Source organism: Sediminicola luteus (genome assembly GCF_040566555.1).
Classification (GTDB): Bacteria; Bacteroidota; Bacteroidia; order Flavobacteriales; family Flavobacteriaceae; genus Sediminicola.
Map to the genome: position 1 here is coordinate 728,763 of NZ_JBEWYP010000001.1, position 17,226 is coordinate 745,988.

The 17,226-nt window shown below is 39.6% G+C and carries 16 protein-coding genes; 7 read left to right on the top strand and 9 right to left on the bottom strand.

Annotation, left to right across the window (positions count from 1 at the left end; all coding sequences use genetic code 11):
- Positions 1–6 precede the first annotated feature (6 nt).
- The 7 genes from rplW to rpsL all read right to left on the bottom strand — a co-directional run bounded on the left by rplW (position 7) and on the right by rpsL (position 5,044).
- Complete coding sequence (rplW, locus tag ABXZ32_RS03295; protein ID WP_062055766.1) at positions 7–297, bottom strand: 50S ribosomal protein L23; 291 nt, start codon at positions 295–297, stop codon at positions 7–9.
- 7 nt (positions 298–304) lie between these two features.
- Positions 305–934 (bottom strand): 50S ribosomal protein L4, encoded by a 630-nt coding sequence (rplD, locus tag ABXZ32_RS03300; RefSeq protein WP_062055768.1) that lies wholly within the window; start codon positions 932–934, stop codon positions 305–307.
- Complete coding sequence (gene rplC, locus ABXZ32_RS03305) at positions 934–1,551, bottom strand: 50S ribosomal protein L3 (protein WP_062055770.1); 618 nt, start codon at positions 1,549–1,551, stop codon at positions 934–936. The genes rplD and rplC overlap by 1 nt, the downstream gene beginning before the upstream one ends.
- 163 nt (positions 1,552–1,714) lie before the next feature.
- Positions 1,715–2,020: a 30S ribosomal protein S10 gene (gene rpsJ / locus ABXZ32_RS03310; protein ID WP_062055772.1), complete on the bottom strand. Its 306-nt coding sequence runs from the start codon at positions 2,018–2,020 to the stop codon at positions 1,715–1,717.
- A gap of 11 nt (positions 2,021–2,031) precedes the next feature.
- Complete coding sequence (gene fusA, locus ABXZ32_RS03315; RefSeq protein ID WP_354617240.1) at positions 2,032–4,158, bottom strand: elongation factor G; 2,127 nt, start codon at positions 4,156–4,158, stop codon at positions 2,032–2,034.
- Between the two features lie 11 nt (positions 4,159–4,169).
- Positions 4,170–4,646, bottom strand: coding sequence for a 30S ribosomal protein S7 (gene rpsG / locus ABXZ32_RS03320; RefSeq protein ID WP_111624292.1), 477 nt, complete (start codon positions 4,644–4,646; stop codon positions 4,170–4,172).
- 23 nt (positions 4,647–4,669) lie between these two features.
- Positions 4,670–5,044: a 30S ribosomal protein S12 gene (rpsL, locus tag ABXZ32_RS03325; RefSeq protein WP_013305196.1), complete on the bottom strand. Its 375-nt coding sequence runs from the start codon at positions 5,042–5,044 to the stop codon at positions 4,670–4,672.
- A gap of 411 nt (positions 5,045–5,455) precedes the next feature.
- On the opposite strand from rpsL, the gene ABXZ32_RS03330 reads away from it, so the two are divergent.
- From ABXZ32_RS03330 to rlmB, 6 genes are all read left to right on the top strand, one after another.
- Positions 5,456–8,710 (top strand): SusC/RagA family TonB-linked outer membrane protein, encoded by a 3,255-nt coding sequence (locus ABXZ32_RS03330; protein ID WP_354617241.1) that lies wholly within the window; start codon positions 5,456–5,458, stop codon positions 8,708–8,710.
- 26 nt (positions 8,711–8,736) lie between these two features.
- Positions 8,737–10,383 carry a SusD/RagB family nutrient-binding outer membrane lipoprotein gene (locus ABXZ32_RS03335; RefSeq protein ID WP_354617242.1) on the top strand — a complete coding sequence of 549 codons (1,647 nt, stop codon included), beginning with the start codon at positions 8,737–8,739 and terminating at the stop codon, positions 10,381–10,383.
- 10 nt (positions 10,384–10,393) lie between these two features.
- Positions 10,394–11,365, top strand: a complete 972-nt coding sequence (locus ABXZ32_RS03340; protein WP_354617243.1) for a hypothetical protein — start codon at positions 10,394–10,396, stop codon at positions 11,363–11,365.
- Between the two features lie 392 nt (positions 11,366–11,757).
- Positions 11,758–12,489 (top strand): hypothetical protein, encoded by a 732-nt coding sequence (locus ABXZ32_RS03345; protein ID WP_354617244.1) that lies wholly within the window; start codon positions 11,758–11,760, stop codon positions 12,487–12,489.
- 158 nt (positions 12,490–12,647) lie between these two features.
- A complete protein-coding gene (locus tag ABXZ32_RS03350; protein ID WP_354617245.1) occupies positions 12,648–13,442 on the top strand; it encodes a hypothetical protein in 795 nt (264 codons plus the stop codon).
- A gap of 60 nt (positions 13,443–13,502) precedes the next feature.
- A complete protein-coding gene (rlmB, locus tag ABXZ32_RS03355; protein WP_354617246.1) occupies positions 13,503–14,246 on the top strand; it encodes a 23S rRNA (guanosine(2251)-2'-O)-methyltransferase RlmB in 744 nt (247 codons plus the stop codon).
- Between the two features lie 2 nt (positions 14,247–14,248).
- Here rlmB and ABXZ32_RS03360 read toward each other — a convergent pair whose 3' ends face one another.
- Complete coding sequence (locus ABXZ32_RS03360; RefSeq protein ID WP_354617247.1) at positions 14,249–14,995, bottom strand: rhomboid family intramembrane serine protease; 747 nt, start codon at positions 14,993–14,995, stop codon at positions 14,249–14,251.
- Between the two features lie 92 nt (positions 14,996–15,087).
- Between ABXZ32_RS03360 and ABXZ32_RS03365 the strand changes: the two genes are divergently transcribed.
- Positions 15,088–16,365, top strand: a complete 1,278-nt coding sequence (locus ABXZ32_RS03365; protein ID WP_354617248.1) for a replication-associated recombination protein A — start codon at positions 15,088–15,090, stop codon at positions 16,363–16,365.
- On the opposite strand, the gene ABXZ32_RS03370 is transcribed toward ABXZ32_RS03365, so the two are convergent.
- Positions 16,362–17,213, bottom strand: coding sequence for a hypothetical protein (locus ABXZ32_RS03370; RefSeq protein WP_354617249.1), 852 nt, complete (start codon positions 17,211–17,213; stop codon positions 16,362–16,364). The two genes, ABXZ32_RS03365 and ABXZ32_RS03370, sit on opposite strands and share 4 nt — an antisense overlap.
- Between the last annotated feature and the right edge of the window lie 13 nt (positions 17,214–17,226).

Consider the following 17,226-nt stretch of genomic DNA (forward strand, 5'->3'; position numbering starts at 1 on the left):
TTGTCTTTATAGATTATTGTAAAAATCAATTGCCTCTCCATCCGCTACATCAACAATTGCCTTTTTATAAGCATTTGTCTTACCGTGCTGTACGCCGGTTTTAGTGTAACGTGATTTACGTTTTGGACCGTAGTTCATTGTACGAACTTTTTCCACAGAAACCCCATAAGTAGTTTCAACAGCTTCTTTAATCTGAAGCTTATTGGCACTAGGGTCAACAATGAAACCATAACGATTGTACAACTCGCTGTCTGCGGTCATTTTTTCCGTAATTATTGGCTTTATCAACACACTCATGACTCTCTTATTTAGTTAAGTTCGATTCAATTCCTTCTAAAGCACCTTCCATCAAGACAATGCTACCAGCATTTAAAATTTTGTAAGTGCTTAATTCTGAGTTGATTACGACCTCGGAACGCTTTAAATTGCGTGACGACAAATATACGTTATTATTTGAATCGCCCAACACAAATAAAGATTTTTTATTTTCCAATCCCAATGACTTCAAGACTTCCTTGAATTCTTTAGTTTTTGGAGCCTCAAAATTAAAATCTTCAACCACAAAAATTGCCTGCTCTTTTGACTTGATACTCAAAGCCGATTTTCTTGCAAGACGCTTTAGGTTCTTGTTTAATTTCTGGGTGTAATCTTTAGGTCTAGGTCCAAAAATACGTCCACCTCCCTTAAAAATAGGAGACTTAATACTTCCCGCACGAGCGGTACCTGTACCTTTTTGTTTCTTTATTTTTCTAGTACTACCAGCTATCTCAGCTCTTTCCTTTGATTTGTGGGTACCTTGTCTCTGATGCGCTAAATACTGCTTTACATCTAAGTATACAGCATGGTTATTAGGCTCTATTCCGAAAACATCGTCGGAAAGTTCTACTTTCCTACCTGTTTCTTTTCCTTTGATATCTAAAACTGCTACTTTCATTACTTCTGAATAGTTACGTAAGCGTTCTTATGACCAGGAACTGCACCTTTAATTACAATAAGGTTTTTCTCTGGAACTATTTTAACAACTCTAAGGTTCTCAACTGTCACCCTATCATTCCCCATTCTACCTGCCATTTTCATTCCTTTGAATACTCTCGCTGGATATGAAGCGGCACCAATAGAACCTGGAGCTCTAAGTCTGTTGTGCTGACCGTGAGTTGCCTGACCGACACCTGCAAAGCCGTGTCTTTTAACAACACCTTGGAATCCTTTTCCTTTAGATGTACCTATTACATCTACAAATTCTCCTTCTACAAATAGATCTACACCTAAAGTGTCACCTAATTTGTAATCTCCTTCAAAATCTCGGAACTCAACGACTTTCTTCTTAGGAGTAGAACCTGCTTTTTTGAAATGACCCATTTCGGCCTTATTCGCACGTTTTTCCGCCTTGTCATCGAAACCAAGCTGAAGGGAACTGTACCCGTCAACCTCTAAGGTTCTGACTTGGGTAACTACGCATGGTCCAGCTTCGATTACTGTACATGGAATATTCTTTCCATTTTCATCGAAAATGCTGGTCATGCCGATTTTTCTACCTATTAACCCAGACATATTTACTAATTATTAATTATTAACTTATTTGTGTTCTGCCAACTATGTAGCAAAAAAACAGGGTCAAAAATAATTCAACCCTGAATTTATTTTTTTTCCATTTTTCCTTTGCACAACGCGCCGGACATGTTACCCGCTCCAACCAGGAGAGGACTTAGATAAACTATACTTTTATCTCCACTTCAACACCACTAGGAAGCTCTAACTTCATTAAGGCGTCGATAGTTTTAGAAGAAGAACTATAGATATCCAAAAGTCTTTTGTAAGAACTTAATTGGAACTGCTCTCTAGACTTCTTATTTACGTGCGGAGAACGCAATACTGTAAATATCTTTTTATGTGTTGGCAAAGGAATTGGCCCTGTAATAACAGCTCCTGTGGTCTTTACCGTCTTAACGATCTTCTCAGCAGACTTGTCTACCAAGTTGTAGTCGTAAGATTTCAATTTTATCCTGATTTTCTGACTCATTTTACTATTATTTAAGCGGTTACCCCTTTAGCTTTTTTAATTACATCTTCTGCAATATTCGATGGTGTTTCTGCATAGTGCGAGAATTCCATTGTTGATGTAGCCCTACCTGAGGACAACGTCCTAAGTGAAGTTACATAACCGAACATTTCCGAAAGTGGAACCGTACCTTTAACAACCTTTGCTCCGGCCCTATCATCCATATTGGTAATAGTTCCTCTTCTTCGGTTAAGGTCACCTACAATATCACCCATGTTTTCTTCTGGGGTCAATACTTCCAATTTCATGATTGGCTCCATAAGTACGGCACGTGCAGCTTTAGCAGCAGCCTTATAACCCATTTTTGCAGCCAATTCAAAAGATAGTGAATCAGAATCCACAGGGTGGAAAGATCCATCTTTTAATGTAACTTTCATTGCATCCATTTCGAAACCAGCCAAAGGCCCATTTCTCATAGCATCCTTAAATCCTTTTTCAACAGCTGGTACATATTCTCTAGGAACGTTACCACCTTTAATTGCGTTTACGAATTCAAGTCCAGTCTTACCTTCTTCAGCAGGCTCCATAGTAAATACGATATCCGCAAATTTACCACGTCCACCAGATTGCTTCTTGTACACCTCTCTATGATCTGCACTTGCAGTAATAGCTTCTTTGTACTCAACTTGAGGCTGACCTTGATCTACCTCTACTTTGAATTCACGTCTTAAACGGTCTACAATAATATCTAAGTGAAGCTCACCCATACCAGAAATAATGGTCTGACCTGATGCCTCATCAGTTTTTACTTGGAATGTTGGATCTTCTTCAGCCAATTTAGCCAAAGCCATACCCAATTTATCAACATCCGCCTTGGTTTTCGGTTCAACCGCAATACCAATAACCGGATCAGGGAAATTCATACTTTCCAAAACAATAGGATGTTTCTCATCAGACATGGTATCACCAGTCTTGATATCCTTAAATCCTACTGCTGCTCCAATATCTCCTGCCTCGATAAAATCGATGGCATTTTGTTTGTTGGAGTGCATTTGGTAGATACGTGAAATACGTTCTTTCTTACCTGATCTATTGTTCAAGATATAAGAACCAGCATCCAAACGACCTGAATACACTCTAAAGAATGCCAAACGTCCTACAAAAGGATCGGTAGCAATTTTAAAGGCCAAAGCAGCGAAAGGCTCCTTTACAGATGGCTTACGAGAAACTTCTTTCTCAGTATCAGGGTTCATACCTACGATATCATCCTTATCCATTGGAGAAGGCAAATATCTACATACAGCATCCAATAAGAACTGAACACCTTTATTTTTAAAAGAAGATCCACAGATCATTGGAATGATACTCATGTCCATTACCGCAGCTCTTAAAGCAGCGTGAACTTCGTCTTCCGTAATAGAATCCTCATCTTCAAAGAACTTCTCCATTAAGGTTTCGTCATATTCAGCTACAGCTTCAATCAAAGCAGCTCTGAATTCCCTAACCTCTTCTTTCATTTCTTCCGGAATTGCAACAACATCAAAAGTTGCCCCGAAATTCTCATCATGCCATACGATAGCTCTGTTCTTCACCAAATCCACGATACCTCTAAAGTCAGCCTCGTCTCCGATTGGCAAAACAATAGGCACCGCATTGGATCCCAACATCTCCTTAACTTGTTTGTTAACCATTAAGAAGTTAGCCCCTTGACGGTCCATTTTATTAACGAAACCGATACGTGGCACTTTATAGTTGTCAGCTAATCTCCAGTTCGTTTCAGACTGAGGCTCAACACCATCAACTGCACTGAACAAGAAAACCAAGCCGTCCAAGACACGCAAAGAACGGTTTACTTCAACCGTAAAATCAACGTGACCAGGAGTATCAATAATATTAAAGTGATAAGACTGAGCATCTTCAGTTGGCTGTGCATTCTCCATTGGAAAAACCCACTCACATGTAGTAGCAGCAGAGGTAATTGTAATACCACGCTCCTGCTCTTGCTCCATCCAGTCCATAGTGGCAGCACCATCATGAACCTCACCTATTTTATGACTCACACCAGTATAAAACAAGATACGCTCTGTCGTAGTTGTCTTACCTGCATCAATATGAGCAGCAATACCTATATTTCTTGTTAATTTTAAATCTCTAGCCATTTCTCTATTAATTAAAATCTAAAGTGGGAGAATGCTTTGTTTGCTTCTGCCATTTTATGGGTATCTGTTCTTTTCTTAACTGCAGCACCTTCTTCCTTAGCAGCAGCTAAAATCTCGCCGGCTAATTTTTGGGACATTGCTTTTTCATTACGCTTACGAGCATAACTGATCAACCACTTCATTGCAGTGGAAATCTTACGGTCCGGTCTAATTTGCATTGGGATCTGGAAAGTCGCCCCTCCTACCCTTCTACTTCTAACCTCTACGTGAGGCATTACGTTGGACAACGCGTCTTTCCACAATTCTAATGCGGTCTTTTCTTCATCGGTCTTCTTTTCTTCTACGATATCAATAGCATCATAAAATACTTTGAAGGCGATAGACTTTTTACCATCCCACATCATCATGTTTACGAACCTAGTTACTAACTGGTCGTTAAACCTTGGATCCGGCAATAACGGTCTCTTTTTGGCCTGTTTTTTTCTCATGTCTTCTCTTTAAAAAGATTTAATTACTTCTTAGGTCGTTTAGCTCCGTACTTAGATCTACGTTGGGTTCTTCCAGCAACACCTGCTGTATCCAATGCACCTCTAACGATGTGGTATCTAACACCTGGCAAATCCTTTACTCTTCCGCCTCTTACTAATACTATCGAGTGCTCTTGAAGATTGTGTCCTTCTCCAGGGATGTAAGCGTTCACCTCTTTACCATTGGTCAACCTAACCCTTGCAACTTTACGCATTGCAGAGTTTGGTTTCTTTGGTGTTGTAGTGTAAACACGAGTACAAACCCCTCTTCTCTGTGGACACGAATCCAAAGCAGCCGATTTACTCTTCTTAGTAATTGTGGCCCTTCCTTTTCGTACTAATTGTGAAATTGTTGGCATACTATATATTATATGTATAAAACTTACCCTCTTTTAAGGGCTGGCAAATGTAGCAATTATTACTAATAATTCAAATTCTAATGCATTAATTTCCAATGTTTTTTAAAAAAAGTCAAAAAAGACCCCATTAGCACCCTCTTAAAATCTAAATAAATCCATAGCGCATACTCTCTAAAATCACAATCACAGCCGTCAGCACTTTTATTGGCAATTCTCCACAACCCTATATAAACATGATATCCTACTATAAAAGCGCAATCTATAGGTTGACAATAATTACCGATTTCCTATCAAATGTCCTCTCAAACCATAAATATTAATAATAAGTATCTTAAAAGATTATTAAAATTAGTTTGGATTATTAACATGAAATTATGATTTTAGCGGTCAGCTAATTCAAATAATTTAAAAATGAGAACAAAACTAAATGGAATCTTGACGCTACTATTAGCGTTTGTTGTGCATTTGACTTTTGCACAAGAGAAAACGATTTCAGGTACGGTGACCGATCAAGACGGTCTTCCACTGCCTGGGGTCAACATTGTTGTAGTAGGAACCACTAACGGGACCCAGACAGATTTTGATGGAAACTATTCCATCCAAGGAAATACGGGTCAAACCCTTTTGTTTACCTATATAGGTCAAAAGGAAGTTAGAATGCCAATTGGAGCAAGCAACACAATTAACGTTCAAATGACAGAGGACGCCCAAGCTTTGGAAGAGGTAGTTGTTACCGCCCAAGGTATTAAAAGGGAAAAGCAGGCTTTAGGTTATTCTGTAGCCACAGTGGGCTCTGAAGATTTAGAGCAAAAGACTGAAGGTGATGTAGGTCGTGTCCTAAGAGGTAAAGCTTCTGGGGTTAACATTACAGCCCAGAGTGGTATCTCTGGATCTGGAACAAGCATCGTTATTAGAGGTTTCCAGTCATTTTCACAAAACAACCAACCATTATTTATTGTTGATGGTGTACCTTTTAGTAGTGATACAAACGCAGGGGGTTCTTTCGTAGATGGTAACAACGGTTCTAGCCGTTTCTTAGATTTAGATCCTAACAGTATCGCCAGCGTAAGTGTTTTGAAAGGTTTATCAGCAGCGACACTTTACGGAGAACAAGGAAAGAACGGGGTAATCTTGATTACAACGAAGAACGGATCAACAGGTGCTAAAAAATCCAAGTCAGAAATCTCGGTAACAACATCTTATTTCTTTAACGAAATTGCTTCCATGCCTGAATATCAGGACGATTATGGTAACGGTTTTGACCAAAGATTTGGATGGTTCTTCAGTAACTGGGGACCTAGCTTTAGAAAAGACGGAGTAACAGGTTGGGGCAATTCAGCCAACTTTCCTGGTATTTATGACTTAAATACTACAGACGGGACAATCAGACACCCGTATGCTACTGCAAGTAGCGCCACTGGAATTCCTCAGGCATTTCCAGAATTGGCCAATGCAAGATACAAATGGCAACCGTACAGCAGTGTACAGGATTTCTTTAGAGTAGGTGGTGTTTCCAACGTATCTGTTAACGCAACAGGCGGATCAGATGATGGAAAAGTTTCCTACAATGCCAGTTTTGGTCATTTGGATGATGAAGGATTTACCCCAGGTAACAATCTTACAAGGAACAACATAGGTATTGGTGGTAGAGCTCAATTGAGCAATAAATTCACCATTACAGGTACAATGAACTACTCAAGAACAGATTTCAAAAGCCCTCCAGTAGCGGCTAGTACAGGAAATGGTTCTTTTGGTAGCGGATCATCTGTATTTGGAAACCTTTTCTTTACTCCACGTTCTGTGGATCTAATAGGTCTTCCTTTCGAAAACCCGATCACTGGAGGAAGTACTTACTACCGTCAGAACAACAGTATTCAGCATCCACTTTGGACAGTTAAAAATGCGCGTAACGAACAAGTTACCAACAGAGCATTTGGTAACCTTACCACAGTTTATGACCTTACTGACAACTTGAATTTAACCTATAGATTTGGATATGATGTCTACAACGAGCGTAACATCAATTACCAAAACAAAGGTGGTGTTGACGGTAGTGCAGCAACCTTGAGTGGTATTTACCAAACTTGGGATAACAACAACACTATCTGGGATCACAGTATTATCTTAAGCGGTAACTATGACCTTACGGAAAAATTGGATGTTAACGTAACTGCCGGTGGTACAACCAGAAGCACGAACTATGACAGACAAGGTGTTGCCAGTAGTGGACAGAATGTATTTGGAGTGTTAAGACATTTCAATTTTGACTTACAGGATGAGATTCAATTTACAAGCTTCCAGAACATTGCAGGTCTTTATGCACAGGCAGATTTTGGATACGACAGAATGTTCTACGCTACTTTCAATGCTAGAAATGACTGGGTTTCCAATCAGTCTAAAGAAAACAGATCTTTACTTTACAAAGGTGGAAGTTTCTCTTTCATACCAACACAGGCTATTCAAGGTTTAACTAGCCAAGGAGGTTTGAACTACTTGAAGATTAGAGGTGGTTACGGTGAATCTGCAGGATTTGCACAAGGCTTCCCAACTTCTGTAGATTTAAATATAGATACTCAGGCATTTTTAAATGGAGACGGACAAAGTGTTGTAACCAACTCGGTTTCGAACACTGTGGCCAACCCAGACATACTTCCTGAGCGCTACACAGAATTTGAAGTAGGTATTGAATCTAGGTTGTTCGATAGTAGATTGACACTTGACGTATCGGCCTACAAGCGTATCACAAAAGATTTGATCGTAAACAGACCTTTGGATCCTAGTACAGGAGGTACTTCAACCCAGACAAACGTAGGGGAGATTGAAGGTGAAGGTTTAGAAGTAGATTTAGGTTTAGATATCTTCAGAAGCGACAAAGGTGGCTTCAACTGGAGTGTTAACTCTAACTTCAACACCAACAAAGCGGTTGTAACAGACTTGGGAGCAGACACGGAATTGATCATCTATTCTGGATTCTCCAACTTAGGTAATGCCGCCATCGTAGGTGAGCAATTAGGAGTAATTGCAGGTAGTAGAATTGCAAGAAACGCCAATGGTGAGTTCTTGGTAAGTGGTTCTGGTAACTACATTGAGGAAGAAGTTGACGAAAACGGGTTGTTGCCTGTAATTGGTAACCCAACTCCAGATTGGACGTTGAACGTAACCAATAACTTTTCTTATCAGAACTTCAACATGAGCTTCTTGTTCAACCATGTACAAGGTGGTGACATCTATACTAGTACTGTAGCAACTTTATTGGGTAGAGGTTTAACAACTGATACATCTGATAGGGAGAATGTTTATGTTTTACCTGGTGTTGCACCTGATGGCAACCCTAACTCTGTTCAGATCAACAACTCGGATTACTACTTCAGTAACGTATTGTTCGGACCATCTGAACTGCAGATTTACGATGCCACTACTTTAAGATTACAAGAAATTTCTCTTGGATATTCTGTGCCTAAGAAACATTTGGACAATACTCCATTTGGATCGATAAGCTTTACAGTAACAGGATTCAACATGTGGTACAAGGCCTTTAACGTGCCAGATGGAACCAACTTTGACCCTAACGTTGCGGGTGTTGGTGTAGGTAACGGAATTGGATTCGATTTCTTAAACGGACCTAGCTCCAAGAGATATGGATTTAGTGTAAAAGCTACCTTTTAATTTTAACAAAACAAAGTATCGAAATTATGAAACAATTATTTAAAATATTTTGTATCGCAACGGTTCTTGGAGCTTCTTTACTTCAATCCTGCGAAACAACAGAACTGGACCTTAGGAAGAATCCTAATGCCCTGTCAGCGGACCAAGGGAACCCTGACTTTTTATTAAATGGCATACAATTATCATTTGTCTCCTTAGTAGAAAGTTTAGGTGGCACTGGTGCCGAAATGACCCGTATTGACTATATGTTCGGTAGGGACTACAGAAACGTATATTCTCCTGCTTCTTTTGACGGAGAATGGACTACGGCCTATACGCAAATCAGAACGGATATCAATGCTCTTACGCCATTGGCTGAAGAAGCTGGACTAAACTATCATTTAGGTATGGCCCAATTTATGGAAGCGTATACTTTAGCATCTTTGGTAGATTTCTTTGGAGATGTACCTTATACTGAGGCTAACTTGGGATCTGAAAACTTTAATCCTAGTGTAGATCCGGGAGCTACTGTTTATGACGCTGCTCTTGGTCTTATAGATGATGCAATTGCTAATTTCACTGATGGTGGTGCTGCAGACCCACAGAACGACTTTTTCTACGATGGAGATGCCAGTAAGTGGATCAAAGCTTGTAATACGCTTAAATTAAAGCTTTACATGACCAGCAGATTGGCCAACAGCGGTGCACTAGCCAGTTTTAATGCTATCATTGCTTCTAACAATTACATATCTTCAACAGCGGATGATTTTCAGTTCCAGTGGGGTGTGAATGAAGTACAGCCAGATACAAGACATCCAAGATACAGTGCTAGTTACACTGCTCAAGGTGGTACAGATTACATGTCCAATCATCAAATGAACTATATGCTTCAGAACGATGATCCTAGGATTCGTTACTATTTTTACAGACAAAATGAAGAGACCCCAGGTGCAGAAGCCCCTCCGGCTTTGGAAGTATTGCAGTGTTCTTTACAGACACCTCCTTCCCACTACACAGGTTTCCCATTTTGCTATTTACCAAACGGGTATTGGGGTAGAGATCATGGAAGTGACGAAGGAACACCACCAGATGGTTTCTTGAGATCATTGATAGGTGTTTATCCTGCAGGAGGTAAATTTGACGATAGTTCTTTTGAAGGACAAGGTCAAGGTGATGGTGCTGGAGGTAACGGAGTTACCCCAATATTATTGGCTTCTTGGGTAGATTTTTGGAGAGCAGAAGCTGCCATGGTGAACAACAACCCAGCAGGTGCAAGAACTTTCGTACTTGCAGGTCTTGCTAAATCTGTAGCCAAGGTACAGTCTTTCGGATCTTTAGATTCATCTTCAGACCTTTCAACAGCTCCAACCGCTGCTGATGTTGCAGATCACAGTGTAGCAATTGCTGCAGCATTTGACGCTGATAACACAGGTGGATGGAATGTTTTAGGACAAGAGTTCTTTACAGCATTGTTTGGAAATGGTATAGACGCTTACAACTTCTACAGAAGAACTGGATATCCAAACAGCCTACAGCCAAGTTTAGAACCACAGCCTGGTGCTTTCATCAGATCTGTATTCTATTCAGCTAACTTTGTGAACAACAACTCTAACGTAACACAAAAAGCAGATCAAACCCAACAAGTATTCTGGGATACGAATCCTGGTTCACCAGCATTTCCATTATCTAACTAAATAAAAGAAAATGAAAAAAATATTATTAAAAATATCGACTGTTGCCCTAGCTCTGATAACCTTAGGTTGTTCTAGCGACGATAACGTAATAGATATCGTTACCAGGGATCTTAGCACCGATCTTCCGTTCCTTAGAATTACGAGTCAAACCGGAAGAAGTTTAAACTTGTTCGATACTGATTCAAAATACACTGTGAATTTTGAATATCAAGAAGTTGAGAACACAAGCGCCATGGAAAAATTTGAGCGCGTTGATTTCAGTATCAACTTCATCGATAACTTTGATGATGGGGTTGACAACTCTAAAGCTGCAGTAGCTTTTGGTACTTTAGGAAAAAGTGACTTTTCAGCACTAAGTTCCTTTGGAATGCCTGTAGGCTCTTTCGATTATACTTTCGGAGAAGCATTAACAGCACTTGGACTTACAACAGCCCAAGTTAATGGTGGTGACCAGTTTCAATTGAACTGGGAATTGTTCCTTACTGATGGAAGTTCAATCAATAGTTCAGATGTCAGTGGTAACATTAGTGCGGTTGGAGGGTATTATTCTTCTCCATACCAATCCAGAGCTGCAATGGTATGCTTGTTTGATGCGCCTGATTTCTTTGTAGGTGACTATCAATTGGAGCAATTGTCAGGTTCAGATCCATTTGGAATAGGACCCACTTTTGGTTCTCAAGTAGTAACACTTACTGCTACAGGAGCCACCCAAAGACAATTCAATTTCCTTTATTACCCAGGAGCTTTTGATGCTAATTACACATTTACAATGAATTTTGTTTGTGATAGACTCAGCATGGTAGGAGCTGGAGGTTTAGGTTGCGGTGGCAGTATTGGCCAAACAACCGGTGATACACCAACCTTCTTTGATCAAAATCTTGTTGATGATGCTGAAATCATATTGAGCATTACCGATTTTGATGGTGATGGTGGATGTGGTACAGGATCAAACCAGATCACTGTAAGGCTAACGAAACTATAAGATTAGCTTAAAGTAATTCAGAAAGGCCACTCCCATGAAAATGGAGAGTGGCTTTTTCATTTATAATATCATAATATTAGGTATAACAATGATCATTCATAGTTAATCCAAAAAGTATTGTAGAAAACCCATCCACTAATGTTGTTTGGGAATTTAAAGGTGCAGGACTATTCCCAAGGCCCTACCCTATTTACAATAACAGAAGCTGATTTGCGTTTTTTGCACTTAGCGTAAATAAGCATATATTTAGACCCCGACAAGTGATTATTTTCTCCGCACAAGTGTTTTTAAATTTTAACACTGTTAGATGTAACAAATACTAACTAATTGCAACTAATGCACGGTCAACACTTTTTGTTGGTCCAAAGCTTAAATTTTAATTAATTAAAAAAATGATGAGAACTATTTTATTACCCTTGGCGTTTCTATTTTTCTATACAGGTTCATATGCCCAAGGAGCCACCAGTGCTAAATTGGACAACTTTACAGGAAACGGCTATGCAGGAGCTGCATTTTCAGCGATGCGAAAAAAATTAAACTCCCCTTCCGACTTGGAAACAGTAGGATCTGTTTACATAGACGAACGTTTTGTACCCTGCAAAGTATTTTATAATGATGAAATGATTGGTAATTTTTATTACCGACACAATGCTTTTAACGATGAAGTAGAAATAAAAGATACCCAATTTGGGGAGCAGCCAGAGAGTTCCCTTGCGACGATCAAAGAACTAAGACTTGTAGATGAATTGGATAACAAAGAATTAGCTCTAAAGGCCTATAAAAATAAAAAGGACGTTGTTAGAAATGGATATTTGTATAAATTGAATGAAGGAGACAAATACGACTTATTTTTTAAGAACAGTGTAAAATTTACAGAAGGAACCAATCCTGTAAATTCCATGGTAAGAGCTACTCCCAACAAATTTTCCCACTTCACGGAGTACTATTTCATGAAGGATGGTGATAAATTGGCCCACTACATCGGGAAGAAAAAAAGTGAGTTCTTGAGAGCATTTGAAAAGGGCAAAAGAGATTCAATTGCGAATTATATCAAAGAAGAAAAAATCAACCTTAAAAAAGAGGAAGACCTCATGAAGGTATTTAATTATCTGAATTCCATTTAGAATCCCTAAAAAAATCCAATAAAAAACCTTTAGGCCCAACCTAAAGGTTTTTTTATGCGCTTAGATTCCATTAAGGCGAATCATTTTAACACAAACTAAATACTGTAGCTTTTTGGTTTTTAGTAACTTAACGCACAACAACCTATAATACAATGATCATGTCATCCATTTCAAGCATGCAGTTAAGGCTTTTGTATATATTTAGTTTAACTGTTCTTTACAACCTACCATTAATGGCCCAAACTACCATTAATTACAATACCTCTTCCAGGCCCTCAGGCGATGCAGCAATGGAAGCAGCTGCTAATCTGATGACAAGGAGAAATCCCTCCAATGATTTTCTGTTCAGCAACGTTAGGAATGCCGAGGTGAATGTTGATTGGAAAAACGCCAGTGGCTCACCATATCTAAAAGAGAGCTTCTCACCATGTAAACTCTATTCAAATAATGAACAGCTCGGTAGTTTTTACTATCGCTATAACGCCTATAGCGACGAAATAGAACTAAAAGAAAGCCTATCCAGTCCTCAGATTTCTTCCTTAGTGCAAAACAAGCATTTTCGATTAATCGATGGATCCAACATCTATACGTATAATACCATCGTTTCCAAAAAAAATGAACATTCAGAAGGTCACCTAAACCTTCTTGAAGACGGAGAGCATTTTAGTTTGTTCCGAAAGGACTTTGTAACATTTAAAAAAGGGGCTCCAGCCCCTAACTCCATGGTTAAAGCTACTCCGGATAAATTCACCAATTTTACGGAATTTTACTATGTAGAAAAGAGCTCTGGGAACGAGCAAGCCTATTTTCTTGACAACAATCTAAAAAACTTTCTGAACTCCCGGAATAAGAACGAAAAGGTAAAAATAAAAACGATCATAAAAGAACAAAAACTCAACACCAAAAAAGAAGCAGACCTCATCCTACTTTTTAGGTTGCTCAATAACCGTTGATAATCCTTATTTAAATTTTGGTTGTATTATATAGATGGTTTTTTATTTTACCTTTGCCCCATGAAAAATGAGGATTACCAAGTATTTGGAATACGCGCAATTATAGAAGCTATAAACGCCGGAAAAACATTGGATAAGGTATTTATCCAAAAAGGCCTAAAAGGAGATCTTATCAAAGAAATGGAAACCTTGGTCCGCAAGAATGGCATAGGGTTCTCCTATGTACCCGTTGAAAAATTAAACCGCCTGACTAAAGGGAACCACCAAGGTGTCGTTGCCAGCATCTCCCCTATTTCATTTTATGAAATGGAAGAATTGGTAGAAAAAGTATTGGCCAACGATAAAAAAACACCCCTTTTCCTCTTATTGGACCAATTGTCTGATGTCCGGAATTTTGGAGCTATCATTAGAACAGCAGAATGTACCGGAGTAGACGGGATCATCATACAAAAGAAAGGTGCCGCCCCAGTAACAGCGGACACCATAAAGACTTCAGCCGGGGCTGCATTTAAGGTACCCATAGCAAAAGTAGATCATTTGAAAGATGCCGTGTTCTATTTGCAGTCATCGGGGATCAAGGTTATTTCAGCTACCGAAAAAACAGAGAAAACTATATATGATGTTTCCTTTGAAGGACCTTGTGCCATAGTGATGGGTGCAGAGGATGTGGGTATTACACCATCCATCCTTAAAGCTTCTGAAGAAACAGTGAAATTACCCCTTTTGGGTGAAATTGGATCTTTGAACGTTTCCGTAGCGTGCGGAGTATTCTTGTACGAAGTTGTCAGACAACGTTTAAAATAAAATTAGTCCTTGCCCTCTTCGGGTGAGGACTTTTTAAAATGGTAGGTAATCTTTACCGAGGCTTCCTCTGTATGGTTCTGCTCCTCTTCCCTTTCAATAAAATTTCCATCGGCATCAAAATGCCTCAAAAAGGGGTCGTCCTCTTCATTAAAATCATCACGCTCCCAATCATATTTTTTTAGCGGTGGTGTCCTTACCTTCATTAGAATGGCTAAGAAGAGACCGGCAATAAATCCTCCCAAGTGTCCCTCCCATGAGATTCCATCTTCGATAGGAAATATATACCATAACAGCCCTCCATAAATAAATACAACCACTAGGGATAGGGCTACCAATCTATAGTGTTTGGTGAAAATCCCTTTAAAAAATATAAAACTTGCCAAAACATAAATCAGGCCACTAATCCCAATATGATACGATGGTCTTCCTATTGCCCAAGTGACCAATCCAGAAATGAATATACCCCAAAGCAATACCTTCCAATAAATGTCCTTGTAAAAATAGACCAATGCCCCCAAAAGAATTGCTATGGGAATGGTATTGTTGTATAAGTGCTCTACCGAACCATGGATGAACGGACTGAGAAATACTCCTTTCAATCCGCTCAGAGTCCTGGGAAAGACTCCCAAATGGCTCCAATTGACCTGTAGCCTTAACTCCAACCAAAAAACCATCCATATAGTCAATACGGCGACCATAGGAACCACCAATACCGCATTGGAAAATTTGAAATACTTATCCTCGGACATTCCTACAATTTAATACTAATCCATCAATTTAACGACCAAAAATATAAAACCTGATAAATTGTCATCAAGATAATTGTTATACTTTTGAAGCTATGAATGAACCATTAGCAGAACGTGTACGCCCTAAATCCTTGGAAGATTATGTCAGCCAAAATCATTTGGTTGGTGAAAAAGGTACACTAACGCAACAGATCAAAAAAGGCATATTGCCTTCACTTATTCTTTGGGGCCCTCCTGGTACAGGTAAAACAACCTTGGCAAATATCATTGCAAATACCAGTGGACGTCCATTTTATTCCCTTAGTGCCATTAGCAGTGGTGTAAAGGATATTAGGGATGTTATTGACAAGGCCAAACAAAGCGGAGGCTTGTTCACCACCAAAAACCCCATTCTTTTTATTGATGAAATACACCGTTTCAGCAAATCCCAGCAAGACTCACTTTTGGGAGCCGTTGAAAAGGGATGGGTCACCCTTATTGGTGCCACCACTGAGAATCCAAGTTTTGAGGTAATTCCCGCTCTCCTCTCCAGATGCCAAATTTATATTTTAAATCCGTTTGGAAAGCAAGATTTGGAGGCCTTGCTCCAAAGGGCCATGGAACAGGACGAATACCTAAAGAAGAAAGACATAGTCCTGAAGGAAACCGAGGCCCTCTTGAAATTATCGGGTGGCGATGGAAGAAAATTGTTGAACATTTTTGAATTGGTCATTTCCTCCGAAAGTGGAGATAAAATAACGATTACCAACGACCTTGTACTGAGTAAGGTTCAAAAAAACACCGTACTGTACGACAAGACGGGCGAACAGCATTACGACATAATTTCTGCCTTCATAAAATCTATCCGCGGGAGCGATCCTAACGGAGCCGTTTACTGGTTGGCAAGAATGATAGAAGGTGGGGAAGATGTAAAGTTTATCGCCAGACGCATGCTCATTGCCGCTTCTGAAGATATCGGCAATGCCAACCCAACAGCCTTGGTCATGGCCAATACCACTTTTCAGGCAGTTACTACCATTGGTTATCCGGAAGCTAGGATATTATTGAGTCAATGTGCCATATATCTGGCGACCTCCCCTAAGAGCAATGCGAGCTATATGGCCATCAACAAGGCCCAGCAACTCGTTAAGGAAACAGGCGATCTATCCGTACCCATAGGTTTGCGAAATGCTCCCACTAAATTGATGAAGGATTTGGGGTATGGGAAAGAGTACAAGTATGCCCATGATTATCAGAACAACTTCGTGGAGGAGGAATTTCTCCCCGATAGCATCAAGGGCACCTCATTTTATAAACCCGGTAATAACCAGCGGGAAAATGCGTTAAAAGAATTCCTGAAAAACAGATGGAAAAGCAAATATGAATTCTAGAATTTGATATTCAGTTCATCAACAACTACTTTGCCGTCTTTGTTATATTCAAAATACCACTTATTGTTCCTTTTATAGACCACCCCATTAAGTTCCAGGGATTCTGCAATGAAAACCCCCTCTAAGGTACTCTTCAACATTTTCAAGATGACCTTTGGGGAGGCATCTACCAGTTGATACCCGTTGTTAATCACCTGGGCATACAGGACGGTTGGAGGAACTATTGGGCCTTTCTGCAAAGCTTTTTTGGTGGCGTCTCCCTCTTGGTTGACAACTCGTGGCGCCATTTCTGTCACCTCCCCTTTCTTCCCTGTATTATCTTCAACCGAAACGGCAGCAGCAGGTTTTTTAGCATCCGTCTCATTAAGCTCCTTTACATCATTTTTAAAACTGATCTTCACAGGAGCCTCTTGTTCTTCTTTTGGCGAATACTTATAATCAAGTCCCTTGAAAGAAACAAAAGCATCCCTTATGGCTTCATTATAGGCATCTTTATAATCTTTTTCCTTACTGGTGCCCTCTTTGGTCTCAAAGACAACTTTGGATTGGCAATCTTTTAAGATCAACGATATTTTTGTTGTGAACATACTTGAGTCATCCTTTAATCCCACAACTGTCCCTAGACAACGATCCCTATTCAGATCATCCGGTAGTGCATCCTCATATACGGCAGTATATCCGTTTTCTACAAACAGAAATTTGATCAGCGTACTGGTCTGATATTGGTTTACATTTCTAAACCCATCAAACTTTTTAGGGACAATGATATATTTGTATTGATTGAGATCTGCTTGTGCATTTCCAAGAAACAGCGCAAAAAGTAATAGTGTAAAAAGTGAGATTTTCATAAGTGGCTTGCCA

Coding starts and splice junctions, on each gene's coding strand:
- rplW (WP_062055766.1), bottom strand. CDS start 297: ATGAGTGTGTTGATAAAGCCAATAATTACGGAAAAAATGACCGCAGAC.
- rplD (WP_062055768.1), bottom strand. CDS start 934: ATGAAAGTAGCAGTTTTAGATATCAAAGGAAAAGAAACAGGTAGGAAA.
- rplC (WP_062055770.1), bottom strand. CDS start 1,551: ATGTCTGGGTTAATAGGTAGAAAAATCGGCATGACCAGCATTTTCGAT.
- rpsJ (WP_062055772.1), bottom strand. CDS start 2,020: ATGAGTCAGAAAATCAGGATAAAATTGAAATCTTACGACTACAACTTG.
- fusA (WP_354617240.1), bottom strand. CDS start 4,158: ATGGCTAGAGATTTAAAATTAACAAGAAATATAGGTATTGCTGCTCAT.
- rpsG (WP_111624292.1), bottom strand. CDS start 4,646: ATGAGAAAAAAACAGGCCAAAAAGAGACCGTTATTGCCGGATCCAAGG.
- rpsL (WP_013305196.1), bottom strand. CDS start 5,044: ATGCCAACAATTTCACAATTAGTACGAAAAGGAAGGGCCACAATTACT.
- ABXZ32_RS03330 (WP_354617241.1), top strand. CDS start 5,456: ATGAGAACAAAACTAAATGGAATCTTGACGCTACTATTAGCGTTTGTT.
- ABXZ32_RS03335 (WP_354617242.1), top strand. CDS start 8,737: ATGAAACAATTATTTAAAATATTTTGTATCGCAACGGTTCTTGGAGCT.
- ABXZ32_RS03340 (WP_354617243.1), top strand. CDS start 10,394: ATGAAAAAAATATTATTAAAAATATCGACTGTTGCCCTAGCTCTGATA.
- ABXZ32_RS03345 (WP_354617244.1), top strand. CDS start 11,758: ATGATGAGAACTATTTTATTACCCTTGGCGTTTCTATTTTTCTATACA.
- ABXZ32_RS03350 (WP_354617245.1), top strand. CDS start 12,648: ATGTCATCCATTTCAAGCATGCAGTTAAGGCTTTTGTATATATTTAGT.
- rlmB (WP_354617246.1), top strand. CDS start 13,503: ATGAAAAATGAGGATTACCAAGTATTTGGAATACGCGCAATTATAGAA.
- ABXZ32_RS03360 (WP_354617247.1), bottom strand. CDS start 14,995: ATGTCCGAGGATAAGTATTTCAAATTTTCCAATGCGGTATTGGTGGTT.
- ABXZ32_RS03365 (WP_354617248.1), top strand. CDS start 15,088: ATGAATGAACCATTAGCAGAACGTGTACGCCCTAAATCCTTGGAAGAT.
- ABXZ32_RS03370 (WP_354617249.1), bottom strand. CDS start 17,213: ATGAAAATCTCACTTTTTACACTATTACTTTTTGCGCTGTTTCTTGGA.